This window comes from Pseudomonas sp. SDT291_1_S447 (assembly GCF_054070155.1).
In genome coordinates, this window is the sequence record NZ_JBSVXS010000001.1 from 202,608 (window position 1) to 229,511 (window position 26,904).

General features: G+C 58.7%; 22 protein-coding genes. 9 read left to right on the forward strand and 13 right to left on the reverse strand.

Translation table 11 applies throughout. The annotated features are described in order from the left end of the window. Nucleotides 1–273 precede the first annotated feature (273 nt). From ACW9IR_RS00905 to ACW9IR_RS00925, 5 genes are all read right to left on the reverse strand, one after another. Complete coding sequence (locus ACW9IR_RS00905; protein WP_102899814.1) at nt 274–1,047, reverse strand: enoyl-CoA hydratase; 774 nt, start codon at nt 1,045–1,047, stop codon at nt 274–276. A gap of 15 nt (nt 1,048–1,062) precedes the next feature. Further along, the gene (locus tag ACW9IR_RS00910; protein WP_110718551.1) at nt 1,063–2,190 is read right to left on the reverse strand and encodes an acyl-CoA dehydrogenase; all 1,128 of its coding nucleotides are present in this window, start codon (nt 2,188–2,190) and stop codon (nt 1,063–1,065) included. Between the two features lie 142 nt (nt 2,191–2,332). After that, nucleotides 2,333–3,526 (reverse strand): acetyl-CoA C-acyltransferase, encoded by a 1,194-nt coding sequence (locus ACW9IR_RS00915; RefSeq protein WP_457461216.1) that lies wholly within the window; start codon nt 3,524–3,526, stop codon nt 2,333–2,335. Nucleotides 3,527–3,538: 12 nt separating this feature from the next. Beyond that, nucleotides 3,539–4,300 carry an SDR family NAD(P)-dependent oxidoreductase gene (locus ACW9IR_RS00920; RefSeq protein WP_102899817.1) on the reverse strand — a complete coding sequence of 254 codons (762 nt, stop codon included), beginning with the start codon at nt 4,298–4,300 and terminating at the stop codon, nt 3,539–3,541. 18 nt (nt 4,301–4,318) lie between these two features. After that, nucleotides 4,319–5,983: an AMP-binding protein gene (locus ACW9IR_RS00925; protein WP_457461218.1), complete on the reverse strand. Its 1,665-nt coding sequence runs from the start codon at nt 5,981–5,983 to the stop codon at nt 4,319–4,321. Nucleotides 5,984–6,228: 245 nt separating this feature from the next. Here ACW9IR_RS00925 and ACW9IR_RS00930 point away from each other — a divergent pair, with 245 nt between their 5' ends. Then, nucleotides 6,229–9,426, forward strand: a complete 3,198-nt coding sequence (locus ACW9IR_RS00930) for a dermonecrotic toxin domain-containing protein (protein ID WP_457461220.1) — start codon at nt 6,229–6,231, stop codon at nt 9,424–9,426. Here the strand turns inward: ACW9IR_RS00930 and ACW9IR_RS00935 are convergent. Continuing rightward, nucleotides 9,407–10,465 carry an AraC family transcriptional regulator gene (locus ACW9IR_RS00935; RefSeq protein ID WP_457461222.1) on the reverse strand — a complete coding sequence of 353 codons (1,059 nt, stop codon included), beginning with the start codon at nt 10,463–10,465 and terminating at the stop codon, nt 9,407–9,409. The two genes, ACW9IR_RS00930 and ACW9IR_RS00935, sit on opposite strands and share 20 nt — an antisense overlap. 291 nt (nt 10,466–10,756) lie before the next feature. Here ACW9IR_RS00935 and efeU point away from each other — a divergent pair, with 291 nt between their 5' ends. From efeU to efeO (ACW9IR_RS00955), 4 genes are read left to right on the forward strand one after another with little or no spacing between them, the layout of a single operon-like run. Next, nucleotides 10,757–11,596 carry an iron uptake transporter permease EfeU gene (gene efeU, locus ACW9IR_RS00940; protein WP_223026846.1) on the forward strand — a complete coding sequence of 280 codons (840 nt, stop codon included), beginning with the start codon at nt 10,757–10,759 and terminating at the stop codon, nt 11,594–11,596. Between the two features lie 8 nt (nt 11,597–11,604). Continuing rightward, nucleotides 11,605–12,804, forward strand: a complete 1,200-nt coding sequence (gene efeO, locus ACW9IR_RS00945; RefSeq protein ID WP_457461225.1) for an iron uptake system protein EfeO — start codon at nt 11,605–11,607, stop codon at nt 12,802–12,804. 18 nt (nt 12,805–12,822) lie between these two features. Then, nucleotides 12,823–14,121, forward strand: coding sequence for an iron uptake transporter deferrochelatase/peroxidase subunit (gene efeB, locus ACW9IR_RS00950; RefSeq protein ID WP_457461227.1), 1,299 nt, complete (start codon nt 12,823–12,825; stop codon nt 14,119–14,121). Nucleotides 14,122–14,148: 27 nt separating this feature from the next. Further along, nucleotides 14,149–14,973, forward strand: a complete 825-nt coding sequence (gene efeO, locus ACW9IR_RS00955) for an iron uptake system protein EfeO (protein ID WP_110718559.1) — start codon at nt 14,149–14,151, stop codon at nt 14,971–14,973. 131 nt (nt 14,974–15,104) lie between these two features. On the opposite strand, the gene pssA is transcribed toward efeO (ACW9IR_RS00955), so the two are convergent. After that, nucleotides 15,105–16,448, reverse strand: a complete 1,344-nt coding sequence (pssA, locus tag ACW9IR_RS00960) for a CDP-diacylglycerol--serine O-phosphatidyltransferase (RefSeq protein WP_102899824.1) — start codon at nt 16,446–16,448, stop codon at nt 15,105–15,107. Nucleotides 16,449–16,664: 216 nt separating this feature from the next. Between pssA and ACW9IR_RS00965 the strand changes: the two genes are divergently transcribed. Both ACW9IR_RS00965 and ACW9IR_RS00970 read left to right on the forward strand, forming a co-directional pair. Further along, a complete protein-coding gene (locus tag ACW9IR_RS00965) occupies nt 16,665–17,228 on the forward strand; it encodes a TetR/AcrR family transcriptional regulator (protein ID WP_007914737.1) in 564 nt (187 codons plus the stop codon). A gap of 54 nt (nt 17,229–17,282) precedes the next feature. Further along, the gene (locus ACW9IR_RS00970; RefSeq protein ID WP_186615028.1) at nt 17,283–17,762 is read left to right on the forward strand and encodes a nuclear transport factor 2 family protein; all 480 of its coding nucleotides are present in this window, start codon (nt 17,283–17,285) and stop codon (nt 17,760–17,762) included. A gap of 122 nt (nt 17,763–17,884) precedes the next feature. On the opposite strand, the gene sfnG is transcribed toward ACW9IR_RS00970, so the two are convergent. Further along, entirely contained in the window at nt 17,885–18,967 is a 1,083-nt protein-coding gene (gene sfnG / locus ACW9IR_RS00975) for a dimethylsulfone monooxygenase SfnG (RefSeq protein ID WP_457461230.1), read from the reverse strand. A gap of 357 nt (nt 18,968–19,324) precedes the next feature. Here sfnG and ACW9IR_RS00980 point away from each other — a divergent pair, with 357 nt between their 5' ends. After that, on the forward strand, nt 19,325–20,104 hold the full coding sequence (locus ACW9IR_RS00980) for a TSUP family transporter (protein ID WP_457461232.1): 780 nt from the start codon (nt 19,325–19,327) through the stop codon (nt 20,102–20,104). On the opposite strand, the gene nudC is transcribed toward ACW9IR_RS00980, so the two are convergent. The 4 genes from nudC to ACW9IR_RS01000 form a co-directional block, all read right to left on the reverse strand. Continuing rightward, on the reverse strand, nt 20,072–20,902 hold the full coding sequence (gene nudC, locus ACW9IR_RS00985) for an NAD(+) diphosphatase (protein ID WP_457461233.1): 831 nt from the start codon (nt 20,900–20,902) through the stop codon (nt 20,072–20,074). The genes ACW9IR_RS00980 and nudC overlap by 33 nt on opposite strands. A 6-nt stretch (nt 20,903–20,908) precedes the next feature. Next, nucleotides 20,909–21,721 carry a crotonase/enoyl-CoA hydratase family protein gene (locus tag ACW9IR_RS00990; protein ID WP_102899828.1) on the reverse strand — a complete coding sequence of 271 codons (813 nt, stop codon included), beginning with the start codon at nt 21,719–21,721 and terminating at the stop codon, nt 20,909–20,911. A 217-nt stretch (nt 21,722–21,938) separates the two neighbouring features. After that, the gene (locus ACW9IR_RS00995) at nt 21,939–22,862 is read right to left on the reverse strand and encodes a magnesium transporter CorA family protein (protein ID WP_102899829.1); all 924 of its coding nucleotides are present in this window, start codon (nt 22,860–22,862) and stop codon (nt 21,939–21,941) included. A gap of 7 nt (nt 22,863–22,869) precedes the next feature. Continuing rightward, nucleotides 22,870–24,444 (reverse strand): RimK family protein, encoded by a 1,575-nt coding sequence (locus ACW9IR_RS01000; RefSeq protein ID WP_102899830.1) that lies wholly within the window; start codon nt 24,442–24,444, stop codon nt 22,870–22,872. Between the two features lie 92 nt (nt 24,445–24,536). Between ACW9IR_RS01000 and ACW9IR_RS01005 the strand changes: the two genes are divergently transcribed. Continuing rightward, a complete protein-coding gene (locus tag ACW9IR_RS01005; protein ID WP_102899831.1) occupies nt 24,537–25,637 on the forward strand; it encodes a peptidase C39 family protein in 1,101 nt (366 codons plus the stop codon). Between the two features lie 108 nt (nt 25,638–25,745). Here the strand turns inward: ACW9IR_RS01005 and ACW9IR_RS01010 are convergent, their stop codons facing one another. Continuing rightward, on the reverse strand, nt 25,746–26,900 hold the full coding sequence (locus tag ACW9IR_RS01010) for a PQQ-dependent sugar dehydrogenase (RefSeq protein ID WP_457461237.1): 1,155 nt from the start codon (nt 26,898–26,900) through the stop codon (nt 25,746–25,748). Nucleotides 26,901–26,904 lie beyond the last annotated feature (4 nt).

Sequence of the window (26,904 nt, forward strand, 5' to 3'; positions counted from 1 at the left end):
CGACCTGAAAGATTGAGTCGATTATGGATTCAATAAAGCACCTTCAGGTCGGCGTACCTCCGCAGCCTTCGCTCTCCGGGAAAGGGGGCCGACCGAGGTATCTGGCGTTATGCATCGACCTGAAAGACCGAGTCGATTATCGATTGGATTAACCAGGCCGATTACGGATTCAATAAAGCACTTTCAGGTCGACGTACCTCCCAAGCATCCCCCAATCAGTCCCCTCTCCCTCCGGGAGAGGGTTAGGGTGAGGGGCTTTTCGCTTTAGACGCGTTACTTGCCTTTGAACTCAGCCTCACGCTTGGCAATAAACGCCGCCATCCCTTCCTTCTGATCCTGCGTGGCAAACGCCGCATGGAACACCCGACGCTCGAAACGCACGCCTTCCGTCAGGTTCACTTCAAAGGCACGATTGACGCTCTCCTTGATCATCATCGCAATCGGCAGCGACTTGCTGGCAATCACGGCAGCAACCTTCAACGCTTCATCGAGCAACTCATCACTCGGCACGATCCGCGCAACGATGCCGCAACGCTCGGCCTCGACCGCATCGATCATGCGCCCGCTCAGGCACATCTCCATGGCTTTCGCTTTGCCGACGGCACGCGTCAGACGCTGGGTGCCGCCCATGCCCGGCAACACGCCAAGGTTGATTTCCGGTTGGCCAAACTTCGCGTTATCACCGGCCAGAATAAAGTCGCACATCAACGCCAGCTCACAACCACCGCCGAGGGCGAAACCGTTGACGGCGGCAATGATCGGTTTACGCCGGTTGGCCACGCGATCGCTGTCACTGAACAAGTCGTCCATGTAGATCTGCGGGTAAGTCAGCTCGGCCATTTCCTTGATGTCGGCGCCGGCGGCGAAGGCCTTTTTCGAACCGGTGAGCACGATGCAACCAATGTTCGCATCCGCCTCCAACGCATCGAGGGCCTGATTCACTTCGCTGACCAGTTGCGCGTTCAGGGCATTCAGTGCCTGCGGGCGGTTGAGGGTGATCAGGCCAACGCGGCCGTGGGTTTCGAGCAGAATGGTTTCGTAAGTCATGATTAAAATTCCTTGTCAAAGATTGCGCGAAATAACCATGCGCTGAATATCGCTAGTGCCTTCGTAGATCTGGCAGACGCGCACGTCGCGGTAGATGCGCTCCAGCGGGAAGTCGTTGAGGTAACCGTAACCGCCGAGCGTTTGCAACGCCATCGAACAGACCTTCTCGGCCATCTCCGAGGCGAACAGTTTGGCCATTGATGCCTCGACCAATGCCGGTTGGCCGCTGTCACGCAGGGCTGCAGCGTAATGCACCATCTGCCGGGCGACGGCGATTTGCGTGGCCATGTCGGCCAAACGGAATGCCACGGCTTGATGCTCGATGATCGGTTTGCCGAAGGTGTCGCGCTCACGGGCGTAATCACGCGCCGCCTCAAATGCGGCGCGGGCCATGCCTACCGATTGCGACGCGATACCGACGCGGCCACCTTCAAGGTTGGCCAAGGCGATTTTGTAGCCTTCGCCCTCTTCACCCAAACGGTTGGCCACCGGTACTTTGACGTCTTCGAAGAGGATCTGGCAGGTGTCGGAAGCATGCTGGCCGAGCTTGTCTTCGACCCGCGCGACTTTGTAGCCCGGCGAATCGGTCGGCACGATAAACGCCGTGATGCCGCGCTTGCCAGCGCTCGGATCGGTCACCGCAAACACAATCACGATCCCGGCATTCTGCCCGGAGGTGATGAACTGTTTGCAACCGTTCAGCACGTAATGATCGCCGTCCAGCCGTGCACGGGTTTTCAGGCTGCTGGCGTCGGAACCGGCCTGCGGTTCGGTCAATGCGAAGGCGCCGAGCATGGCGCCGCTGGCCAACGGTTTGAGGAAGCGTTCGCGCTGATCGTCGTTGCCGAACTTGAGGATCGGCACGCAGCCGACCGAGTTGTGCACGCTCATGATCGTCGAGCAGGCACCATCGCCGGCAGCGATTTCTTCCAGGGCCATGGCGTAGGCCAGATAACCGGTGTCGCAACCGCCCCACTGCTCCGGCACGAGCATGCCGAAGAAGCCCAGCTCAGCCATTTGGCCGATGGCTTCCTTGGGGAAACGGTGTTCGCGATCCCACTCGGCGGCGAACGGTTTCAAGCGTTCCTCGGCGAACTGCCGGGCCATGTCGCGGATCTGGGTTTGGTCTTCGTTGGGAATCATGGTGAATCCTTAAATATCAGTCGCACCGCTTTCCCTGTAGGAGTGAGCCTGCTCGCGATAGCGGTGGGTCATATAAATCAGTGGTGACTGACACGACGTCATCGCGAGCAGGCTCACTCCTACAAGGGGATTGGTGTTGGGCTCAGTAGAGGCATTCCACAGCCATGGCCGTGGCTTCGCCGCCGCCGATGCAGATCGCCGCGATACCGCGTTTCTGCTTTCTCTGGCGCAGCGCTGAGAGCAACGTCACCAGAATCCGCGCCCCCGACGCGCCGATCGGATGCCCCAGCGCACAGGCACCGCCATGCACATTCAACTTGTCATGAGGGATTTCCAGGTGCGTCATCGCCGCCATGCCAACCACGGCAAACGCCTCGTTGACCTCAAACAGATCGACATCACCCAGCGACCAACCGGTTTTCTTGATCAGCTTCTTGATCGCACCGATCGGCGCCACCGGGAACAGGCCCGGGGTATCAGCAAACGCGGCATGACCATGGATCACCGCCAACGGTTTCAGACCGAGTTTCTGTGCCTGCGACTGACGCATCAGCACCAGTGCCGCCGCGCCGTCCGAGATCGAACTGGAGTTCGCCGCCGTCACCGTGCCGCCTTCGCGGAACGCCGGTTTCAGCGAAGCAATCTTGTCCAGTTTGGCTTTCGGTGGCTGTTCGTCGTTGCTGATCAGCACCTGTTCTTTGCCGACGGTCACGGTCAGCGGGACGATCTCGTCCTTGAAGCTGCCGTCCTTGATCGCCTGCTGCGCACGGGTGGTCGAGGCGATGGCAAAGGCGTCCTGCGCTTCGCGGCTGAAGTGGTTGGTCTCGGCGCAGTCTTCGGCGAAGGTGCCCATCAGGCGGCCCTTGTCGTAAGCGTCTTCGAGGCCGTCGAGGAACATCGAGTCAAGCACGCGACCATGGCCCATGCGGTAACCGGCGCGGGCACGATCCAGCAAGTACGGCGAGTTGGACATGCTCTCCATGCCGCCTGCGATGACCACATCGGCGCTGCCAGCGATCAGCATGTCGTGGGCGAGAATGGTGGTCTCCATGCCCGAACCGCACATCTTGTTGACGGTGGTGCAACGGGTCGATTTATCCAGCCCGGCGCCCAAAGCGGCCTGACGCGCGGGCGCCTGACCGAGGCCCGCAGGCAATACGCAACCGAACAACACTTCATCGACTGCATCGCTGGCGACACCGGCGCGCTCAACCGCTGCCTTGATCGCTGCAGCACCGAGTTGCGGTGCGGTGAGGCTTTTCAGTTCGCCCTGAAAACCGCCCATTGGCGTGCGCACGGCGCTGACGATAACAATCGGATCGTTGGAAATGGTCATGACAAATCCTCCTTACTTGGCGGCCATGCGCAAGGCACCGTCGAGACGGATCACCTCGCCGTTGAGCATGCTGTTTTCGATGATATGCCGAACCAGCGCAGCGTACTCGGCGGGCTTGCCCAGACGTGGCGGGAACGGTACGCCGGCGGCCAGTGAATCGCGGACTTCCGGGGTCATGCCGGCCATCATCGGCGTTTCGAAAATGCCTGGGGCGATGGTCATTACGCGAATGCCGAAGCGCGCCAGTTCACGGGCAGCCGGCAGGGTCAGGCTGGCGATCGCGCCTTTCGAAGCAGAGTACGCCGCTTGGCCGATCTGGCCGTCGAACGCCGCGACAGATGCAGTGTTGATGATCACACCGCGTTCGCCATCAGCGTTTGCCTCGGATTCAGCGATGGCCGCAGCGGCCAGACGCAGCATGTTGAAGCTGCCGATCAGGTTGACATTGATCACTTGCGCGAAGCTGCTCAACGCGTGTGGGCCGTTCTTGCCGAGGATCTTCTCGCCACGGACGATACCGGCGCAGTTGACCAGACCGTTGAGGCTGCCGAAGGCTTTGACGGTCGCCTGCACGGCGGCTTCGGCAGCGGCTTCGTTGCTGATGTCGGCAACGACGCTTTGCGCGCCCAAACGCTGCGCCTGAGCGGCCACGGCTTCGGCGTTCATGTCCACCAGCATCACTTTGGCGCCGGCACTCACCAGCAATTCAGCGCTGGCCGCACCGAGGCCGGATGCGCCGCCGGTGACGATAAAAACCTTGTTCTCGATCTGCATGACTGTATTTCCTGATCTTCAAGCTGAAACGTTATGCGCCGCGGCCTCTTGAGCCTTGGCGATTTCCTGGTTGCGCAAGATAAAGCGCTGCAATTTGCCACTTGGGGTCTTGGGCAATTCGCTGACAAATTCGATTTCACGCGGGTATGAGTGCGCGGCCAGACGCTTGCGCACATGTTGACGCAGCTCTTCGGCAAGCTCCGGCGCGGCACGGTATTGCGCACTCAGCACCACGAAGGCTTTGACCAGTTCGGTGCGCTCCGGATCGGGTTTGCCGACCACCGCCGCTTCGACCACCGCCGGGTGTTCGATCAGCGCACTTTCCACATCGAACGGGCCTACGCGATAGCCGGACGTGGTGATCACGTCATCGCTGCGGCCGACGAAGCTGATGCTGCCGTCCGGGTTCCATTCCACGGTGTCGCCGCTCAGATAGTAATCACCGACGAACGCTTTGGTCGGCGCGCCTTCGTAACCGCCAAACCAGCACATCGGCGATTGTGGGCGGTCGATGGCAAGAATGCCGGGCTGGCCGACGCCGAGTTCGTTGTACTGATCGTCGAGCACGACGATGCGATGGCCCGGCGAGGCGAAACCGGCGGCGCCGACGTGTACCGGATGGTCGAGGCCGTGGTGATTGCACAGGACCATGCCCAGTTCGGTCTGGCCGTAATGGTCGTGGATGACCACGTCGAGGTTGTCGGCGAACCAGCGGATCACTTCCGGATTCAGTGGCTCGCCAGCGCTGCTGACGATGCGCAGCTTGCCTTTGATCGACTTGGCGAACGCGTCCCCGCCGGCAATCAGCAAACGATAAGCCGTCGGTGAACCGGTGAGGTTGGTGATGCCGTACTTGTTGATCACCCGGCAGGTGCTTTCGAGGGTGAACGGGCCATCGTAGAAGGTGATCGGGTGGCCCATCGACAACGGCCCGGTGACGCCGAAGTAGATGCCGTAGGCCCAGCCCGGATCGGCGACGTTCCAGAACGCATCTTCCGGACGCAGATCGACGGCATCGCGGGTGTAGCTCTGGAACGCGACGATGGCTTTTAGCGGTACTGACAGGGCTTTCGACGGGCCGGTGGTGCCGGACGTGAACATCAACAGGAACGGGTCTTCGCCGGTCAGCATGACCGGCTCGCAGACGTTGGAATAGTTGGCCAGTTCGGCCCAGAAGCTGAAATCACCTCGGACAATGCCCTGGCCTTTGGCGCCGCCGACGGTAACGAGCGTCGGGCAATCGGCGACTTCAGCGAGTTTCGGCCGGTTGACCGCGTCGGTGACCACGACTTTGGCCCCGGAACTGTTCAGGCGATGTTCGAGGGCTTTGGGGCCGAATGCGGTGAACAGCGGCTGATACACCGCGCCGATGCGCCAGGTGGCCAATACGGTGATGAGTAATTCGATGTTGCGCGGCAGCAGGCCGGCGACTTTGTCACCCTTCTGTACGCCTTGAGCAAGAAGGAAAGTGGCGAAACGCGCGGCTTTATCCTGTAGCTCGCTGAAGGTGTACGTCGCACTGGCGCCATCACGGCCCTCCCAGAACAGCGCGATGCGCCCCAGCAAGGCGTGACGGTCGCAGCATTCGACACAGGCGTTGAGCGCCTCAAGCGTACCGCTCAGCGCGGCATCCACGGTGTGCTGATAGTTGAACTGTGCGGTGGCAGACAAGTAATCGCGCATTGCCAGAATCCCTCTGTTTTTTATTAGGTTGGGAACCGTAAACAACAGAAAGATAGTCGCGCTGTGGGGCGGCGGCGGCAATGGTCAAAGCCATCAATGTGGCTGACTGGTTTGGCCAACCCTGGCAGGTACACAACTGTTTTCTTACAAGTTGATAATTATATGTAGTGGTCGATAACAAGCCGGCCTGATAGTTTCAAACAACAAACACCCCCTATCTTTCTTTATCAAAAAAGGAACACACCGTGTCGCCTGAGCAAAACTTATTTAATGACAAAGATTTTATTTTCAAACAATCGGTACATGCTCAATTCAACGACCACCCTACATTGCGAAGTGTTGCCAGATCGCAACTGGAAGATTATTTACATTACTGTTTGCAACCAGGCTCACTGTCCCTTGATACGTTCTTCTATCGTGATACCCGATTTGACCCGGAAGCCGCGCCCGTGCCTTATCTCGATGCATTTATTCGGGCCTTCACCGAAGGGCGCAGTATTGTTTTAACCGAAGAAAACCTGATTATTCCGGTGCAAGCCGACGGCCGCGCTGGAATCGATCTTGTTGAATTCCAAGCGGCTCAAAAAGAAATATGCCAAACACTGGTTGCCACGTTACAGCAACAGTTGCTGGATTACTGGCAGCAACCAGCCGATAACGGCATGAGCCGTTGGCAGTGGCTGTCGGAGGTAATAAAAGATGCCTGCGCATTAAACATCAATGAATCGCTTCACCAGACAGATCCAGACTTGCATTTCGCTTTCACTGGACTGGTCGCCACATCAGAAAAACAACATCGACAACTATTTAACGAGCATTTAAGGCCGCCGGTTTATCTTTTGCAGCTCACCTTGAATAACGGGGCGGATAATCTCTCGCTGATCTATCCTGCTTTGCTCGTCACTGACAAGTCAGGACCAGTATTGATTCAGCCCTCGGGGGCCTGGGAACGATTCAGCTCCGAAGCAGACTGCCTGCAGAATGTTGCGCGGCAATTGCAGCACCAATGGGAGTTTACCGAGCTGAGCGTCGATCGCTATGAACCTGATGCGGACATCTTTGATGAACTGGTGCGGGTCCTGATTGATCAGCAACTGGTGGAACTTGAAAGCATCCGGATTCCGGCCGACGGAGTGTTCGAGGACGCTGAGCAGTTGTTCGATCAGATCTGCGATCCGCTTCGACTCTTGGCCGGCCAACAGCCGCATGTTTACCAAGCGGAACATGTCGACAAGCATTTGCCGCAATGGCTCAAGGACGCCGACCCTGACGATCGCCGGACTTATCGGCGTTATGTCTCGGCCATGGCCGTCACTCATTTACAGTATGACGGCGCGACGTTTTTCACCCATCTCGATTCCATTCGCGATTTTGCCTATCAAGCCCTCGTCGCTCAGATGAGCCGTGACGGACATGAGCCGGTAAATCCTGATGACATGGAACTCCACATCAAGGTTGCGCGAGGCGTACCGGGTGGATGGGGAACCGTGGAAACGACTCGCTTGGGCATCATCGATTTTGCCCTGGAAAATCTCGCCGGCCTGCCTTGGGGCACGATGACCGTCAAAGGCCTGCATCAGCGCACTGTACCCGCGTGGATGACCCCCGATTACGTCAAGGGTCTGATCCAGTCGGTGGACATTGGCCGTACCTACCCGGCGTATCTGAAACAGCATCTGCTTGAAAATCGCCCCGAGGCGTCGTCCCGACAAAATCTGTTTACGGTTCACCTGCGCAATCAATTGCCGCTCCAGGCACTAGAGGCCAAACTGACCGGCGCCCATGGTTTTGACGATGACGGTGTACGCCTGATCGTTGCACTGGCGGATGGCAGCGAGACCTCTCAAGACATCGTCGTCAGCCCTTTGCATCTGCGGCTCGGCGCGGTTTTGAATATGTTCGTCATTGCTGCCGGCAACCGCAGTGATGCCCCCGTCGTCCTCTATCGCCCCTTCTATTCCCCTTCGTTGACCCAATACCGTTCGCGCAGCCATCTGGAACAGGCGATTCAGTCCGACGCCGCGCTGCAGAAGAGCATCCATGAATGGTACAAAACCGTGGTCAGGCACACCGGACTGCTGGGCGCTAACGAAATACGCCTGCGTTGGGAACTGAAAAACGTGTCCCCACTGCAGGGCGATGTATTTCAGCACTTGTATGAGGCGAACAGCCGGGCGCTTGTTGAGTTGGCAGACCGGCAATCAGTGTCCAACGCAGAGAGTCGCTGGGCCCATTTCAAGACGTTGAGCTGGTTGATTTTCGAGTCGTTGTTGCCGCTGGTGACCGGGCCGGCAGCCACCGCCGGATGGTTAGTGCAATTGGCGGTAAGTCTCAAAGGCGACCTGGAGGCACTGTCGCAATCGGACGGTCAGGACAAGTCATTTGCCGTGGCCGACCTGCTGCTGAATCTGGCGGCAGTCCTCATGCACGCCGGGCGCATTTCGACTGGGGCAAAAAACGCCGAAAATCTCCCGCACCTGTCGATCGAACCGGAAGTATTCGATTATTCCGTCGAAAGTTCCGCCACCGCTACGCCTGATGTGCCGGTTGTCGAAAACCGTAGTTTGCCGAGTGAGCGGCATCCGCAGGTGGACCTGTCGCTCACTGAAAACGCTTTGGCTACACCACGTTCGTCCTATTCCGGAGCGCAGAAAGCGATACTCGACAGTTTCGCGATGGAGAAGCCGGCAGATCTGGGAGAACCCGTGGCGCAAGGACGCAACAAAGGGCTATATCGATACAACGACAAATGGCACGCGCTGGTTGAAGATCAGTTTTTTCGGGTTTCGATTGAAGAAGGGCCGGTGCTTATCATTGATCCGGCGGATAACCTGCGACCCGGTCCCTTCCTGATCTCCGACAGTCAGGGGCGATGGACAGTCGATAACAAGCTGTATCTCAAGGGTGGCACGCCGAACAAGCGCGGCCATGACAACTCCAACACCGAGGCGCCGGGTCCGTCACGACGGGCAGTCGCTGACAGTAGCGGTTTTCCGACGGTTGTCGAAACTGAAATCACGCCATTGCCCAAGCGCCTGTACCACTACGTGAACAGGGATAAACTGGCGACAATCAAAGCCACGAAAAGCGCGTTTATCGCCAATTCGTCCAACGATGCTTACGGCAGGCCGCAGCGCGATATCGTCGGACTGTACGTGACCGATCTCGCGCCGGACTCAATGCCGCTGCAGCAGCTTTCGGAAACCCTGTTTGGTAAAAACCGGTACAACGTCTCATCCCGTGCCAACAAGATCCACGCGGTACTGGAACTTGATCCCACGCTTTATCCAGAGGGCAGCGTAAAGCTGTTCAAGCTCGAGAGCCCGAAGCTGAAGGATCATATCTATGTCCTGCGCGGCTCGAAGAACGATTTGCAACTGCGCATCAAGGCTTCGGCGTTCGGTACCGGCACAACCACGTTGGTCAGCGTGAAGGAACTGTAACTGACGCCTCGGTCGAGCCAGCTTCGGCTGGCTGGCTGAGGATCAGGTTACGGTAGTGCCCAGGGTTGGAGCCTGCCCATTTGCGGAACGCTTTATAAAATGAGCTGACATCGGCAAACCCCAAGCGGCTGGCGATCTCGACAAAACTGATCGAAGGTTCCGCCAGCCAGACAATGGCCAACTCCTTGCGCACGCTGTCCTTAAGGCCTTGATAGGTCTGCCCTTCCTCGGCCAGACGTCGACGCAGTGTCGAGGCCGACATGCACAACTGTTGGGCCAGGGCTTCGGTTTCCGGCCACTGCTCGGCAGGCAGCTGCCGCAGATCCTGCTTGATCCGACTGGCCAGGCTCTGCGGGTCGCGGTACTTGACCAGAATGTTGGCCGGGGCGTGGGCGAGAAAGCGCTTCAGTTCTTCGGCACTGCGCTTGATCGGCAGGTCGAGGCAATCGGCGGAGAAGATCATCCGTGTCCGTGGCCGCTCGAAACGCAGGTTTTCCGAGAACATCACCCGGTAGTCATCGGTGAAGTCCGGCGCCGCACAGCGCAATTCAATCGCCAGAATCGGTATCCGCCGCCCGGCCAGCCAGCAGGCCACACCGTGGACGATCATCCAGTAGGTGAAATAGCTGAAGGCGCGGCGCGGTTCGTGGTCATCTTCCAGCAGGACGATTTCCGCCAGACTTTGCTGGTGCACCAGTTGCGCCGGCATGCGTTCAAGCATCAGCGACAGAAAGCTCAAACCCGTGCTCAAACCCGCTGCCAGCGTCGGTTGCGCCATCGCGCTGCGACAGAGGAATTCAAGGCTGCCGGACTTGAGCTTGCGCGGGTCCATGCCGAAAAACTCGTCATCACCGCGTCGGGCCAATAACCGCCAGAGTTTCGCGTACTGCGAGGCCGGTACCCGGCCGTGCTCGGTTTGCAGCAACGCCGGATCAATCCCGACCTTGCTCAAGACTTCTGCCGTGGCCACGCCCGGGGCACAACTTTGCAGCAGCGCTTCACGCACCAGTTGAACGGCGATGGTGTCTTTTTCCGACATGGAACGCGGTGAACCTTGTTGTTTTTGGATGGTGGGCATCTTACCGCAGGTGGCGAATTCAACACGAACTCTCTGTAGGAGTGAGCCTGCTCGCGATAGCGGTGGGTCTGAAAAATCAGCGCTGACTGATACGACGCCATCGCGAGCAGGCGAAGGCCTACAGGGATCAATGCGAGGCAAAAATTGAGGTCGTTCAGCAACTGTTCAGGTTTATGTCAATCAATGTCATGTGAGAATGACTTTCATTATGTTACAACTTGTAACCTCTAGAAATGACCTCTTGGACACCAAATGCTCGTTCCCTTCCTGATCATGCTGCGCGAAGGCATTGAAGCCGCGCTGATCGTTGGCATTATCGCCAGTTACCTGCAACAGACCGGCCGTGGCCAATGGATGCCTGCCGTATGGATCGGGGTTTTCCTCGCTGCGGCCCTCGCCCTGCTGGTCGGCGGTGGTCTGGAACTGGTCAGTGCCGAATTCCCGCAGAAGCAACAGGAACTGTTTGAAGGCATCGTCGGGCTGGTCGCCGTGGCCATTCTCAGTTCGATGGTGTTCTGGATGCGCAAAGTGGCGCGTTCGATCAAGCATTCGCTGCAAGCCTCGCTGGATGAGGCGCTGACGTCCTCGAAACACCAGGTGATCGCACTGATCGCCATGGTCTTCTTCGCCGTGGCCCGTGAGGGTCTGGAAACCGTGTTCTTCCTGCTCGCGGTGTTTCAGCAAAGCGAAGGCCCGGGCGCGCCGATCGGAGCCCTGCTCGGGCTGATTCTGGCGATTATCGTCGGCTTCCTGATCTACAGCGGCAGCATGCGCCTCAATCTTTCCGCGTTCTTCAAGTGGACCGGCCTGTTCATTCTGGTGGTCGCCGCCGGGATTCTCGCCAACTCGGTGCAGGCCCTGCATGAAGCCGGGCTGTGGAATCACCTGCAAACCGTGCTCTTTGACTTCAGCGCAACGCTGCCGATGGACGGCCCGCTGGGTGCGGTGCTGGCCGGCATGTTCGGTTATCAGGATGCGCCGACCGTCAGCACCCTCGGGGCCTACCTGATTTATCTGCTGGTAGCACTGGTGATGTTCTTCCTGCCGGCGGCCAAACCCACTGCGCAATCGTCTTCCGTTTCCAGCCAATAAGGGCATTCATGTCAAAGCCTAACTCTCCTCAGGCCTCCCCTCCTCGCGCCTTGCGCTGGGCGGTGGCAGGCTCGGTGGTGGTGATGATCGCCGCCGGTGGTCTGTTTTATTACGCCTCGAAAATGGCCGCGGCCAAGCGTCAGCACAATCACGATGAAGTGGTGGTGAATATCCATCCGGGCAATTGCGAGCCGAACGCGCTGACTGTGCCGGCTGGCCGCGCCAGTTTCCGCATCGTCAACCGCTCCGACCGGGCCGTGGAATGGGAAATCCTCGATGGCGTACTGGTCGTCGAAGAGCGCGAAAACATTGCGCCGGGCCTGAGTCAGGTGATCAACGCCAATCTGCAACCGGGCGATTACGCGATCACTTGCGGCTTGCTGAGCAATCCGCGCGGCACCCTGCATGTGACACCTACTGCCGCCTCCGACGCTGCCGCCAAGGCCAAACCGTCGATGGTCGCCTTCGTCGGGCCGCTGTCGGAGTTCCGTGTGTATCTGGCCAGCCAGAGCAGCGCGCTGATCAAAGCTGTCACGGCGCTCAATCAAGCGATTGAAAGCGGTGATCTCAGCCAAGCCCAAGCGCTATACCTGCCCGCGCGTGCGGCTTATCAACATCTGGCGCCGGCCGCGCAGCGCCTGGCCGAACTGGACAACAGCATCAACGCCCGCGCCGACTATTTCGAAAAACGCGAACAGGATCCGGCCTTCGTTGGTTTCCATCGCCTCGAATTCGGCCTGTTCCAACAGCGCAAACTCGACGATCTGACGCCGGTCGCCCAGCGTTTGCTCAGCGATGTCACCACGCTCAAACAGCAATTGCTCGCGCAATCGCTGCCACCGGAGCAACTGGTCAACATCATCGTGCGCAACCTCAACACTTTGGCTGACGTTCGCGCCGCCAGCGGTGAAGAAGAACGCTATAGCCACAGCGACCTCAACGGTTTCTCCGCCAATGCGCAAACCGCGCGCAAAGTCGTCGACCTGCTGCGGCCGATGCTGAGCAAATCAGCTGCCGACCTGCTGCCGAAAATCGATAAGGCACTGGCGGATTTCGACAGCGAACTCGACACCTACAAGATCAAGGACGGCTACGCCAGCTACGACTCCGTCAGTGGCGCACAACGCAAGCAGATCGCCGACAAGGCCCAGGCTCTGGCCGACGCACTGGATGGCATCGATCCCGCCCTCGGCCTCTCCGGCCTGTAAGCAGAAGACCCATTCCCGATGAAAGATCTAGAAACGCTCAACCTGCAACGTCGCCGTGTCCTGATGGGTATGGGCGCCGCCGGTGTTGCCCTCGCCGGGTCCGCACTGAGCTGCCCGGCCATGGCTGCCGCGCCAGCACAGGTCACTGAAGCACCGAGCAGCGACAAGACCGAAGACCGCCACGATTTCCACGGTGTGCATCAAACCGGCATCGTCACTCCGCGTCCGGCCTCGGGCATGCTGGTTTCATTCGACGTGCTGGCCAGTGATCGCGAAGACCTCGAGCGGCTGTTCCGCACGCTCAACGAGCGCATTGCCTTCCTGATGAAGGGCGGCCCGGTCGCACAGATCGATCCGAAACTGCCACCGCCGGATTCCGGCATCCTCGGCCCGAACGTCACGCCGGACAACCTGACCATCACCGTTTCCGTCGGTGAGTCGCTGTTCGATGAGCGCTTCGGTCTGGCCGAGGCCAAACCCAAACGGCTGATCCGTATGGTCGGTTTCCCCAACGATGCGCTGGATGCCGATTGCTGCCATGGCGACCTGAGCCTGCAGTTCTGCTCGAACACCGCTGACACCAACATTCACGCCCTGCGCGACATCGTCAAAAACCTCCCGGATCTGCTGCTGGTGCGCTGGAAGCAGGAAGGCAGCGTGCCGCCGCAAGCCCCGGCGAAACCCGGTGTGCCGGCACAATCGGCGCGCAATTTCCTCGGTTTCCGCGACGGCTCGGCCAACCCGGATTCCAACGATGGCAAAGCCATGGATCGCCTGGTCTGGGTGCAACCGGGCAGCGACGAGCCGGCCTGGGCTGCGCATGGCAGCTATCAAGCGGTGCGGATCATCCGCAACTTTGTCGAGCGCTGGGACCGCACACCATTGCAGGAGCAGGAAAGCATCCTTGGCCGGGTCAAAACCACCGGGGCACCGATGGGTGGCCAGCATGAAAGCGAAGTCCCGGATTACAGCAAAGACCCGGCCGGCAAGCTGACCAAACTCGACGCGCACATTCGTCTGGCTAATCCGCGTACGGCTGCAACCCAGGCCAACCTGATCCTGCGCCGGCCATTCAACTATTCGAATGGCGTAAACAAGAACGGTCAGCTCGACATGGGCCTGTTGTTCATCTGTTACCAGGCTGATCTGGAAAAAGGCTTCATCACCGTGCAGACCCGCCTAAACGGCGAACCGCTGGAGGAATACCTCAAACCGGTCGGCGGCGGTTACTTCTTCACCCTCCCGGGTGTCACGGGCGACAAGGACTTCATCGGCCGCTCGCTGCTCAACGCCACACAACCGAAAACAGCCGCATAAAACTATCTCGACACTGGAGCCGCCCCCATGAAAAAGACGCCACTCGCGTTATTGCTGACCCTTGGTTTGCTCAACACCCCGCTGTCGGCATTCGCTGCCACAGCACCGCTGGATCTGGTGGGGCCGGTTTCGGACTACAAGATTTACGTCACCGAGCAACTGGATGAACTGGGTAGCCACACCCAACAATTCACCGATGCGGTGAAAAAGGGCGACCTGGCCACCGCGCAAAGGCTCTACGCGCCGACTCGCGTTTACTACGAGTCGATCGAGCCGATTGCCGAACTGTTCAGTGACCTTGATGCGTCCATCGACTCCCGTGTCGACGATCACGAGAAAGGCGTGAAGGCTGAAGACTTCACCGGTTTCCACCGCATCGAGTACACGCTGTTCTCGGAAAAAAGCACCCAAGGCCTGAACGAACTGGCGGACAAGCTCAACAGCGACGTCAAAGACCTGCAGACCCGCGTCGCCGGGCTGACCTTCCCGCCTGAGAAAGTCGTCGGCGGTGCTGCTGCGCTGCTGGAAGAAGTCGCCGCGACCAAGATCTCCGGCGAAGAAGATCGCTACAGCCACACGGACCTGTATGACTTCCAGGGCAACATCGACGGCGCGAAGAAAATCGTCGACCTGTTCCGTCCGCAGATCGAACAGCAGGACAAGGCGTTTGCAGCGAAGGTCGACAAGAACTTTGCCACCGTCGACAAGATTCTGGCCAAGTACAAGACCAAGGATGGTGGTTTCGAGACTTATGACAAGGTGAAGGATAACGACCGCAAGGCGCTGGTCGGGCCGGTGAATACGCTGGCGGAAGATCTGTCCACGTTGCGTGGCAAGTTGGGTCTGAATTGATTTTTTGTAGCGTCTAAGCGGGCCCCATCGCTGGCAAGCCAGCTCCCACAGTGTTCTCGGTCATTCACAAATATTGTGTACACCATAGAACCTGTGGGAGCTGGCTTGCCAGCGATGGCATTTTCAGCAGCCTACAAAATTCGGTACAGCAACCGCTCAATCCGCACCCGACTCACGCGCTTGAGGAACTTGGCCACCCCGGCCGGGTATTCCGGCAGCGTCTCCAGGCTCTGAAAGCTGTCGATCCGCGTGGTATGGCGGAAAATCTCTTCCAGTTCCTTCGCCCGTGGCGCCAGCCACTCGCCCTTCGGGTCATCAATCAACAAGGCGTTCTCAAGATCCAGGCGGAACGCCCGAGGATTGAGGTTGTTGCCGGTGAGCAGCGTATAGCGCTGATCGACCCACATGCCCTTGAGGTGATAGGTGTTGTCGCCATCACGCCACAAATGCAGGTTCAACTGACCGCTGTCGATGTTGCGCTGATGGCGTTTGGCGAAGCGGCGCAGGCTGATCTCGTACAGATACGGCAGCGCTGCGATCACCTTGAACGGCTCGCTCGGCGGGATATAGAAGTCGTTGGCGGTCTTGTCGCCAACGACGATGTCGATCTTCACCCCACGGGCCAGCGCGCGATTGATCTCACGGATCACGCCCAGCGGCAGATTGAAGTATGGCGTGCAAATGGTCAGCTGTTTTTGCGCGCTGGCGATCAACTCGAGAATCGCCCGGTTCAACGGGTTGTTCTTGCCGACGCCGAGCAACGGCGTAACGCACAGGCCATCTCGGGCGGTGCTGCCCGTGGCCGTGTCGTATGTGGCATATTTCAAGCGGCTGCGCAGATCACCGATATCGTTGCGCAGGCTGCGCGTGGTCGGCAGGTTGGGCAGATCGAGGCGATGCACCGCTTTCGATTCGATCAGACCGTGTTTGACCAGATGATGCATCGAGTCCGCCAGTTCCTGGCTTTGCAGCACGTGATAGCGGTCGAAACGGTACTTGTCGAACTTGTGCAGATAAACGTTGTTCAGGCTCGCGCCGCTGTAGACCACGCAGTCGTCGATCACGAAGCCCTTCAGATGCAGCACGCCGAACAGCTCGCGAGTCTGCACCGGCACGCCGTACACCGGCACTTCGCTTTGGTGCGTGCGGGTCATTTCCTGGTACCACGCCGAGTTGCCCGGCTGCTTGCCGGCACCGATCAGCCCACGCTGGGCGCGCAGCCAATCGACCACCACGGCAATTTCCAGCTCGGGACGCTTGAGCTTGGCGGCGTGAAGTGCATCGAGAATTTCCTGACCGGCTTCGTCTTGCTGCAGATACAGCGCAACGATGTAGATACGCTGGGTCGCTGCGGCGATTTTCTCGAGCAGGCAACGACGAAATTCAGCGGCGCCGGACAGAATGGTCACGGCCTCGGCGGTCAGCGGGAAGCTGCGCAATTTGGGCAGCAAGGAGCGTTTGAAAAGCAACGGCATAGGGCTCGCAATGGGTCGAATCCGAAGAACCCGAGAGCTTACACCATCGCATCCTTCGGGTCTTGTCAGTGTCTGTAATGGCCCCTTCGCGAGCAGGCTCGCTCCCACATTTGAAATGCATTCCCCTGTGGGAGCGAGCTTGCTCGCGAAAGCGATTTCACCAGCAATAAAAATACTCGCTTGACCAAGGAGAACAATCGTTCTACTGTTCGCCGCATGAACGAAATCACTAGCAACGACACACGCGACATCATTCTGGATGTCACCGAAAAGCTGATCTACAAAAGTGGCATCGCTGCCACCAGCATGGATCTTCTGGTGAAAACCGCCGGCGTCTCCAGAAAAAGTATTTACCGTTACTTTGCCGACAAGGACGCCTTGACCGTCGCCGCCCTGCAACGCCGCGATGTGCGCTGGATGCACTGGTACAGAAGCGCTGTCGATCAGGCCGAAACCCCGGCCGATCGCCTGCTCAACCTGTTTACCGTGCTCAAGAGCTGGTTTGCCTCGGAAGGCTTTCGCGGCTGCGCCTTTATCAACACCAGCGGCGAGACCGGCGATCCGCAGGACCCGGTGCGGCTGGTCGCCAAAGAACACAAACAGAAACTGCTCGACTACGTGTGCGAGCTGTGTACCGAACATGGTGCCGAGGATCCGCAACTGCTGGCCAAACAGCTGCTGATTCTGATTGACGGTGCCATTACCGTAGCGCTTGTGATGGGTGATCACAGTGCCGCCGATAATGCGCAATGCATGGCGCGAAAGTTATTGGACCTGTAACGCCTTAATAAGCCGGACTTGTTGTTCCATTATTAATTAGATCGGGAGACTGATATGTCTACTGCAGCCCAGGTACGTCCGCCATTGCCGCCCTTCAACCGTGAATCAGCCATCGAGAAAGTTCGACTGGCCGAGGATGGCTGGAACTCCCGCGACCCGGAACGGGTATCGCTGGCTTACACCCTCGACACCAAGTGGCGTAACCGCGCCGAGTTCGCCAACAACCGCGAAGAAGCCAAGGCCTTTCTGACCCGTAAATGGGCAAAAGAGCTGGATTATCGTTTGATCAAGGAACTGTGGGCTTACTCGGATACCCGCATCGCCGTGCGCTACGCCTACGAATGGCACGATGACTCGGGTAACTGGTTCCGCTCTTACGGCAATGAAAACTGGGAGTTCGATGAACAGGGCCTGATGTTCCAGCGCTATGCGTGCATCAACGACATGCCGATCAAGGAAAGCGAACGCAAGTTCCACTGGCCACTGGGCCGTCGTCCGGATGATCATCCGGGCCTGACCGAACTCGGCCTGTAAGCCAACACAGCTCCAACTGTAGGAGTGAGCCTGCTCGCGATAGCGGTGTGTCAGTCAACATACAAGTTGAATGTTCAGACGCTATCGCGAGCAGGCTCACTCCTACAGGGGATGTGTGGGGTTCAAGCGACGGCGGCAGTCTTTTCGGCCTCCAGTTCGCGCACCAGCGGCAATACCCGCCGCCCGAAATATTCGACCTCTTCCTGAAAGTGCAGAAACCCCGCCAACACCAGATCCACACCCACCGCTTTCAACGCGACAATCCGCTCGGCAATCTGCAGCGGCGTGCCAATCAGATTGGTCTTGAAACCATCGTTGTACTGCACCAGATCCTCAAACGTCGATTTTGCCCAGTTGCCCTCTCCTTCCGGCGATGCCCGGCCCGCCTGCTTCGCTGCATCGCCGAAGGCGTTCACGGCTTCCGGGTCAGCCTGATCGATGATCTGCGCAAGCACGGCCCGCGCCTCTTCTTCGGTATCACGGGCGATGACAAACGCGTTGACGCCAACTTTCACCGAATGACTATTTGCCGCTGCTTTGGCACGAATATCGTCGACCTGCGCCTTGATCCCCTCAACGCTGTTGCCATTGGTGAAATACCAGTCCGACACCCGCGCCGCCATGTCCCGTGCCGCACGGGAACTGCCGCCCTGAAAGATTTCCGGACGGCCCAAGGGTTTTGGTTTCAGGCTGTAATTGTCGAAACGGTAGAAGTCGCCACGAAAGGTGAAGTTGTCCTGACTCCACACGCCGCGCAGTGAACGAATGAACTCTTCGGAACGACGATAACGCTCGTCGTGCTCCAGCCAATGCTCACCGATGGCCTGGAATTCGCCCTTGAACCAACCACTGACGATGTTCACCGCGATGCGACCGTTGGTGAGTTGGTCGATCGTCGCCAGTTGCTTGGCCGCCAGCGCCGGCTGCCACGGGCCAGGCAGAATCGCTGCGATGACCTTGAGTTTGGTGGTTGCAGCCAACAAAGCATGACTGAACGCAACCGACTCATGCTGGAACTCCGCACCATACCCGGCGGTGAAACGGATCTGCGTCAGCGCGTATTCGAACCCGGCCGTCTCGGCGAGTTGCGCCAGTTTGCGGTTGTAGTCGATGCCCCAATCGGTGCGCTGTTCGATCTTGCTGACCACCAGCCCACCACTGACGTTCGGCACCCAGTAGGCAAATTTTACGGCTTGCTGACTCATTGGCGTGTCCTCGGGACGTTTGCGGAGATGGGAGTGGTAGAGCAGCAAGCGTGCCAGGGTTGGAATGCCCGATTTTGTTGATGTTCGGCGTGGGATTGATGTTTTGTAGAGGGGGATTTGTTGGCGGGTTGTTGTGTGGGCAACAGTTGGTTTATTTGTTGGCTCGACTGTCCTCATCGCTGGCAAGCCAGCTCCCACAAGGATCAGGGTGAACAATGATCTTGGGTACTACGCAAAAACCTGTGGGAGCTGGCTTGCCAGCGATGGCGTCAGACGGGTCGCCGCAACACTTGGAAATGAGTAACATGACCGCCCTCCCCGCAGCCTAATCTGCGCCCTGCCGAATAAGCCGATTCCATGCCTTTCGAACTCAGCGTTGACCTCACCACCCTCGCCATCCTGGCCCTTGTCGCTTTCATTGCCGGTTTCATCGATGCCATCGCCGGCGGTGGCGGTCTGTTGACCACGCCTGCACTGCTGACGGCCGGCCTGCCACCGCATCTGGTACTCGGCACCAACAAGTTGAGCTCGACCTTCGGTTCGGCCACCGCCAGTTTCACCTTCTACAAACGCAAGCTGTTCCACCCTCGACAGTGGACGCATGCGATTGTCGGCACTTTGATCGGCGCACTGACCGGCGCCATCGTCGCCCATTACCTGCCGGCCGAATGGCTGAACAAGATGCTTCCGGTAATCGTCTTCGCCTGCGGTCTGTATCTGTTGTTCGGCGGCACGCCAAAAGCGCCACTCGACAGCGATGCGCCGATCAAAAAGAAATGGCAGTCGACCCAAGGCTTCAGCCTCGGTTTCTACGATGGCGTGGCCGGTCCCGGCACTGGCGCATTCTGGACGGTGAGCAGCCTGCTGCTCTACCCGATCGACCTGGTCAAGGCCAGCGGTGTGGCGCGCAGCATGAACTTCGTCAGCAACATTGCGGCGCTGTCGGTGTTCGTGTTTTCCGGGCAGGTGGACTGGATCATCGGCCTGAGCATGGGCCTGTCGGTGATGGTCGGCGCGTTCTTTGGCGCGCGCACCGCGATCAGCGGCGGCGCCAAATTCATTCGCCCGGTGTTCATCACCGTGGTGCTGGGTTTGACCGTGCGCCTAGCCTGGCAGCACTGGTTCAGCGTGGCCTAAACGCCGCGCGACGTAGACGTCGATCAGATAACGGGCAATCGACTTGGACGCCGGCAACGGCGGCAGGTCGTGCACGTTGAACCACTGGGCGTCTTCGATCTCGTCTTCCTGACAGACAATCTCGCCACCGGCGTACTCGGCATGGAAGCCGAGCATCATCGAATGCGGGAACGGCCAGCACTGGCTGCCCAGATACTGAATGTTCTGCACCTCGATCTGCACTTCCTCGCGCACTTCACGAATCAGGCAATCCTCGGCCGACTCGCCCGGTTCGGCGAATCCGGCCAGCGTGCTGTAGACCCCGGTGACGAAACGCGGTGAGCGCGCCAACAGAATCTCGTCGCCCCGGGTGATCAGCACGATCATGCTCGGCGAAATACGCGGATAACTGCGCAGATCGCACGGCTGGCAATACATCGCCCGTTCACGCGGCACCTGGGTCATCGCCTGCCCGCAGTTGCCGCAGAAGCGATGTTCGCGGGCCCACGTGCCGATCTGCGCGGCGTAACCGAGCACTTTGTAGATGGTGTGATCGCCATCAAGCATGAACGCCCGCAGGCCTTTCCAGTTACAACCCGACACTTCGCTGGCACTGCGCAGTTCCAGCAAGTACACCGGCTCGCCATCGAGATGGCCGATGCCGTGCTCGGCGAGGATCGACAAGTCCTGACGCTTGAGCCATTCACGTGGGAACAGCGCGCCGTTGTCGTCGAACAAAAAGCCTTCCGGGCTGCGCGCCACGGCCCAGCCGCCGGGTTGATCGGTGTCCAGTACTGCAGTGGTCCAGCGAGATGTCATGGTTTCTCAGTCCAGAAATTCGGGTTTCTGTTTGCTCATATGGGCGGCCATGGCCACGCGCAAGTCGGTGGATTGCAACATGGCGGCGTTCCAGGTGGCAACGTATTCAAGACCGTCGTCGATGCGATGGTCGCGCATGTAGCTGATCATTTCCTTGGTGCCGGTGACCGCAATCGGTGACTTCGAAGCGATCTCGCGAGCGATGTCCTGCACACCTTCGAGCAGCGCGTCCTTGTCGCTGTAGACGCGATTGACCAGGCCGATGCTGCGCGCCTCGTCAGCGCCGAAAGTGCGACCGGTGTAAGCCAGCTCACGCAGCATGCCGTCACCGATGATCCGTGGCAACCGTTGCAAAGTGCCAACATCGGCGGCCATGCCGATATCGATTTCCTTGATCGAGAATTGCGCGTCTTCGGCGGCGTAGCGCATGTCGCAGGCGGCGATCAGATCGATGGCGCCACCGAGGCAATACCCCTGAATGGCGGCAAGCACCGGTTTGCGGCAGTTGTCGACGGCGTTGAACGAGGCTTGCAGGGTCAGAATTTTTTTTCGCAACAGGCGCGCGTTGCGGCCAACGTCCTTGCCCAGTTCATTGGCGACGCCGGCGAGCATCATCAGGTCGATGCCCGAGGAAAAGTGTTTACCGTTACCGCTGAGCACCACCACGCGCACTTCATCGGTGTCGTCGATCCACTGGAAGATCTCGACGATCTCGCTCCAGAACGCCGCGTTCATCGAGTTGATCTTTTCCGGACGGTTGATCTGCACATGGGCGATGTTGTCGGCCAGTTCGACGCTGAAGGCGGAGTATTGAGTCATGGCAGTGATCCTTTACCGGGCTGAAAATGAGGCCCGAACTATAACAAGGCATCACAGTGGCGGTTCGGCCAAATGCGGGACTGCAGCGCGCGTTCTCTGTAGGAGCTGCCGAAGGCTGCGATCTTTTGATTTTGTTTTTAAGAGCCAAGATCAAAAGATCGTCCGATCGCGGCCCGAACCTTCGGCAGCTCCTACCCGGGTTATTGCACAACCCCACTCATCTGGCCAAACGCCGCAACCCAAACAACATCCCCCCCGCCCCCAGCAACATCGCCGCCAAAAACAGCGGATAGGAAATCCACCAAGGCGTCCCCGCCGTCATCATGCTGAACTCCGACATGCCGCCAATGCTAGCAATCAGGTTCAACGGCAAAAACACCACGTTGATCAACGTCAGCTTGCGCAGCAGGTTGTTCATGCTGTTGTTCATCAGATTGCCGCGCGCATCGATCAGCCCGGAAAACACCGTCGAGTAGATTTCCGCCTGCTTGTAGCACTGGTTGTTTTCGATGATCAGGTCGTCGATCAGGCCGATCGCCTCGCTGCCGAAATGCTGCTTTTCGGCGTGATTGCGCAGCCGCGTCAGCACTGCGCCGTTGCTGTGCAGTGCGTTGATGTAATAGATCAGACTTTCGCTGAGGTTGAACATCTGCACCAGATGCTGGTTCTGCATCGAGGCGTTGAATTTCTGCTGCAACTCGCGGGCGACCAGTTTGATCACCTTCAGGTGCCCGAGGTAGTGATGGATGTTGTTGAACAGCAGGTCGAGCAATACATCCAGCGGCGTGTTCAACGGTTGGCGGGTGCCGAGGCCGTGCAGCGGTGTGTCGTCGGTGGCGATCACCAGCAATTGCCCCGGTGCGAACAGCAATCCGCAGGACGACACCTCAAATGCCAGCGTGCCGCCACCGGAATAGTTTTCCGGACGCTTCCAGATCAGGAACAGATGGTCGGGATGGAACTCAATGCGCGACACCTCGTCCGGGTCCAGCGCTGACGCCAGTGCATGCTCGTCGACTTTGAAATGACTGTGCAGCAAGTCGCGCTCGGCGGCATCGGGGTTGCTGAACAGCATCACCTCGGCGTCCAGTCGCTCGACCCGCTGCAAGGCGCCGTGGCTCAGTGCGAAGCTGTTGATCATCGGCGCCTCACCACGCCTGACCGCGACGCTTGAGTTCCAGGCGGCGCACGAACTCTTCCAGCACCAGTGAGTACAGATCGTCGTGCAAATAGGCGTCTTCAATGCCGGCGTCGAGGTTGGGGTTGTCGTTGACTTCGATCACCACCACTTTGTCGCCGGCCTGCTTCAGATCGACGCCGTAGAGGCCATCGCCGATCAGGTTGGCGGTCTTCACCGCCAGTTCCACCACTGCCCGCGGTGCCTCGTGGATTGCCATCGTTCGGCATTCGCCGTTGACGTCCTGACCTTTGGCCTTGTGGTTGTAAATCTGCCAGTGGCCTTTGGACATGAAGTACTGGCAGGCGAAGATCGGTTTGCGGTTAAGCACGCCAATGCGCCAGTCGTATTCGGTGTAGAAAAACTCTTGAGCCAGCAGCAACACCGAGTGTTCGAACAGTTCGGCGGTCGCTTCGAGCAGCGCCTGCTGGCTTTCGACCTTGATCACCCCACGGGAAAAACAGCCGTCGGGAATCTTCAGCACCAGCGGAAAGCCAAGCCGCTCGCCGACCCGTTCGAAGTCTTCGGGTCGCTCCTTGTAAAGGATCTCGGTGGCGGGCATGCCCAGTTGATGGCTGTTGAGCAGATCGGTGAGGTAGACCTTGTTGGTGCAGCGCAGAATCGACGTTGGGTCATCCATGACCACCAGTCCTTCACTTTCGGCCTTCTTGGCGAAGCGATAAGTGTGATTGTCGACGCTGGTGGTCTCGCGGATCAGCAAGCCGTCGTACTCGGCGAGTCGTGCGTAATCCTTGCGTTCAATCAGTTCAACATCGATACCCATGGTTTTGCCGACCCGGACGAAATTCGCCAGTGCCTTGGCGTTGGATGGCGGCAAAGCTTCTTGCGGATCGTGCAGAATCGCCAGGTCGTAGCGCGCTACTTGCGGCGAGCGCGGTACACGCCAGACTTTACGGCTGAAACCGTCCAGCGCATTGGCGAACTGATCTTCCTGATCATCGCGCAACTTGTGCAAAGCGCCAGACTTTATCCCTTCGATGTGCCAACCGTTAGTTCGGCGGAACTCAACTAACAGGATCGGGCAGGGAAACACTTCAAACAACTGCCGCGCCAGATCCTGTAAGGGTTCAATATGTGTTCGACCGAAATACAGCGTCAGAGTAAAGCCTTCGGTGTCACTGTAGAGATGATGACTGAGGGCTTTCTCCAGGGTTTTATCGAGATCGTCCAGAGCCAGGCCGTACAGTGATTTTTTCGTCAGTTCGCTGATGGTGCGCACCGATGGAATCACCTTGTGCCCCCGTGCTTCGGCGAGCAGCGAGCAGTAGTAGCCGTGACCCAGGTACTTGTAGCTGCGGCACAAATTGATCACCTGAACGCGCTTGCCCGGCTCGCTGCCGCAGCTGTGTTCGAGGTACTCCTGAGCGGTCAGGATGTCTTCGCTGGGGAAGTATGAAGCCCAGTCTTCCTTGCGTTCGACAATAATCAACACTTGACTGGAGGCTTTAATCGCTGAACTTAAAATAGTTGCCGCCGGCAAACTTTGCTCGGATACTTCGCGCCAATGACCCTGTACCGCTGACATAGAGATTGATCCGTTGGAGAACAAGACCTTTTCTATTAAGCACGAAGTTTTTTGAAAGTCTCGTTTCGTTACGCAACTTTTACGGTGGTCATATGAAGGCTGTTTTTCGTTTGGCGGTAGTTGAAGACTTGCCGGCGCTGCTGGCACTGGAAATGCAATGTTTCACCACGGACCGGCTCACCAGTCGCAGCTTTCAGTGGATGATCACCCGCGCTCACGGGCAGTTGCTGGTGGCGGAGTGCGATGGCCAACTGCTGGGTTACGCACTGGTGTTGTTCCATCGCGGCACTTCACTCGCGCGGCTGTATTCCATTGCGCTCGCCGTCGAGGCGCGCGGCACCGGCCTGAGCAAACAGCTGCTGCAACGCATTGAAGCGATGGCGCTGGAGCACGACTGCGCATACCTGCGCCTGGAAGTGCGCATCGACAACCCTGCGGCGATCGCGTTGTACGAACGCAATGGCTACCGGCGTTTTGCGCTGATTCACGATTACTACGAAGATCATGCCGACGCGCTACGCCTGGAGAAACGCATCCTTCAGCACCGTGATTCACGCAGCATCAAAGTGCCCTACTACCGGCAAACCACCGACTTCACTTGTGGCCCGGCGTGTCTGTTGATGGCCATGGGCGCACTGCAATCTGAGCGTTTGCTGGAGCGGCGCGAAGAATTGCAGATCTGGCGTGAGGCGACCACGGTGTTCATGACCTCCGGCCACGGCGGATGCAGTCCGCAGGGATTGGCGTTGGCGGCGTGGCGTCGAGGCTACAAGGTGGGTTTGCAACTAAGCCTGGCCGGGCCATTGTTCCTCGACGGTGTGCGGGATGCGCATAAAAAAGACGTCATGCGTTTGGTGCATGATGAGTTCACCGCGCAATTGCAGGAAACCGATGTCGAGTGTGTGATCGGTGCGTTGCTGGATCTGCCACGACTGCTGGATGCCGGTGGACAGCCACTGGTGTTGATCAGCAGCTATCGACTGACGCGCTCCAAGTCGCCGCACTGGGTGGTCGTGACCGATTGCGACGAAGATTTCGTTTACCTGCATGACCCGGATGTCGACCACAGCCAGCATCGACAGCCCATGGATTGCCAGCATGTGCCGGTCAGCCATGGCGAATTCGAGAAAATGTGCCGGTTTGGCCGGGGTAAATTGCGCGCGGCGGTGGTGCTGTATTCCCGCGAAACGTGAGAACTCACCTGTAGGAGCTGCCGAAGGCTGCGATCTTTTGATTTTGAAAAACAAGATCAAAAGATCGCAGCCTCGTTGCACTCGACAGCTCCTACAGGGGGATCGTCTTTAAAGCGCGGGCTTCAGGCCGATTTTGTACAGTGAACCTTTCTCTTCATCCGTCAGCACATACAGATAACCATCCGGCCCTTGCCGCACATCGCGAATCCGCTGATTCAGTTCACCTAGCAAACGCTCCTCGTGCACAACCTTGTCGCCATCGAACTGCAAACGAATCAGTTCCTGAGTCACCAAGGCACCGACAAACGCATTGTGTTGCCACGGTTTAAAGCGATCGGCATCGTAAAACGCCATGCCGGTGACGCCCGGCGACTTCTCCCAGACATGGTGCGGCGCGACGGTGCCTTCCGCCGTTTTACCCTGGGCTTCCGGGATCGGCTGCATCGAATAATTGATGCCGTGGGTTGCCAGCGGCCAACCGTAATTCTTGCCGCGCTCGATGATGTTCACCTCATCGCCACCGCGCGGGCCGTGTTCGTTCTCCCACAGCGTGCCGGTCCACGGGTTGAGCGCTGCGCCCTGTGGGTTACGCAGGCCGTAGGCCCAGATCTCTGGCCGTACGCCGGACTGACCGACAAAGGGATTGTCATCCGGCACCTTGCCGTCCGGGTAGATGCGCACGACTTTGCCTTGCAGCTTGTCGAGATCCTGTGCGGTCGGCCGGTCGTTGTTCTCGCCCAAAGTAATGAACAAATAACCGTCGCGATCAAACACCAGCCGCGAGCCGAAATGGTTGCCAACCGAAAGCTTCGGTTCCTGGCGGAAGATCACTTTGAAATCCTTCAGTGTCTTCAAGTCATCCGAGAGCCGCCCTCGTCCCACGGCGGTGCCAGCCTTGTCGCCGGCACCGCCACCTTCGGCATAGGACAGGTAGACCAGACGATCCTGTTTGAAGTCCGGCGACAGCACGACATCCAGCAACCCGCCCTGCCCCTTGGCCCAGACCTGCGGCACGCCGGAGATCGGCGCCGACAGTGTGCCGTCGGCCGCGACTACACGCAGATTGCCCGGACGCTCGGTGACCAGCATGCCTTGGCGGTCCGGCAGAAACGCCAGCGCCCATGGATGTTCAAGGCCTGCGGTGATGGTCGTGACTTCGAGAGTGCCCTGTTCGCTTTGCAGCTCTTTGGGCGCGGCGGCAAACGCCGGAACGCTGATCAGCGCGCCGGCACACAGTGTGGCTAGAAGGGTTTTACGCAACATGCAC

Coding starts and splice junctions, on each gene's coding strand:
- ACW9IR_RS00905 (WP_102899814.1), bottom strand. CDS start 1,047: ATGACTTACGAAACCATTCTGCTCGAAACCCACGGCCGCGTTGGCCTG.
- ACW9IR_RS00910 (WP_110718551.1), bottom strand. CDS start 2,190: ATGATTCCCAACGAAGACCAAACCCAGATCCGCGACATGGCCCGGCAG.
- ACW9IR_RS00915 (WP_457461216.1), bottom strand. CDS start 3,526: ATGACCATTTCCAACGATCCGATTGTTATCGTCAGCGCCGTGCGCACG.
- ACW9IR_RS00920 (WP_102899817.1), bottom strand. CDS start 4,300: ATGCAGATCGAGAACAAGGTTTTTATCGTCACCGGCGGCGCATCCGGC.
- ACW9IR_RS00925 (WP_457461218.1), bottom strand. CDS start 5,983: ATGCGCGATTACTTGTCTGCCACCGCACAGTTCAACTATCAGCACACC.
- ACW9IR_RS00935 (WP_457461222.1), bottom strand. CDS start 10,465: ATGTCGGAAAAAGACACCATCGCCGTTCAACTGGTGCGTGAAGCGCTG.
- efeU (WP_223026846.1), top strand. CDS start 10,757: ATGCTCGTTCCCTTCCTGATCATGCTGCGCGAAGGCATTGAAGCCGCG.
- efeO (WP_457461225.1), top strand. CDS start 11,605: ATGTCAAAGCCTAACTCTCCTCAGGCCTCCCCTCCTCGCGCCTTGCGC.
- efeB (WP_457461227.1), top strand. CDS start 12,823: ATGAAAGATCTAGAAACGCTCAACCTGCAACGTCGCCGTGTCCTGATG.
- efeO (WP_110718559.1), top strand. CDS start 14,149: ATGAAAAAGACGCCACTCGCGTTATTGCTGACCCTTGGTTTGCTCAAC.
- pssA (WP_102899824.1), bottom strand. CDS start 16,448: ATGCCGTTGCTTTTCAAACGCTCCTTGCTGCCCAAATTGCGCAGCTTC.
- ACW9IR_RS00965 (WP_007914737.1), top strand. CDS start 16,665: ATGAACGAAATCACTAGCAACGACACACGCGACATCATTCTGGATGTC.
- ACW9IR_RS00970 (WP_186615028.1), top strand. CDS start 17,283: ATGTCTACTGCAGCCCAGGTACGTCCGCCATTGCCGCCCTTCAACCGT.
- sfnG (WP_457461230.1), bottom strand. CDS start 18,967: ATGAGTCAGCAAGCCGTAAAATTTGCCTACTGGGTGCCGAACGTCAGT.
- ACW9IR_RS00980 (WP_457461232.1), top strand. CDS start 19,325: ATGCCTTTCGAACTCAGCGTTGACCTCACCACCCTCGCCATCCTGGCC.
- nudC (WP_457461233.1), bottom strand. CDS start 20,902: ATGACATCTCGCTGGACCACTGCAGTACTGGACACCGATCAACCCGGC.
- ACW9IR_RS00990 (WP_102899828.1), bottom strand. CDS start 21,721: ATGACTCAATACTCCGCCTTCAGCGTCGAACTGGCCGACAACATCGCC.
- ACW9IR_RS00995 (WP_102899829.1), bottom strand. CDS start 22,862: ATGATCAACAGCTTCGCACTGAGCCACGGCGCCTTGCAGCGGGTCGAG.
- ACW9IR_RS01000 (WP_102899830.1), bottom strand. CDS start 24,444: ATGTCAGCGGTACAGGGTCATTGGCGCGAAGTATCCGAGCAAAGTTTG.
- ACW9IR_RS01005 (WP_102899831.1), top strand. CDS start 24,537: ATGAAGGCTGTTTTTCGTTTGGCGGTAGTTGAAGACTTGCCGGCGCTG.
- ACW9IR_RS01010 (WP_457461237.1), bottom strand. CDS start 26,900: ATGTTGCGTAAAACCCTTCTAGCCACACTGTGTGCCGGCGCGCTGATC.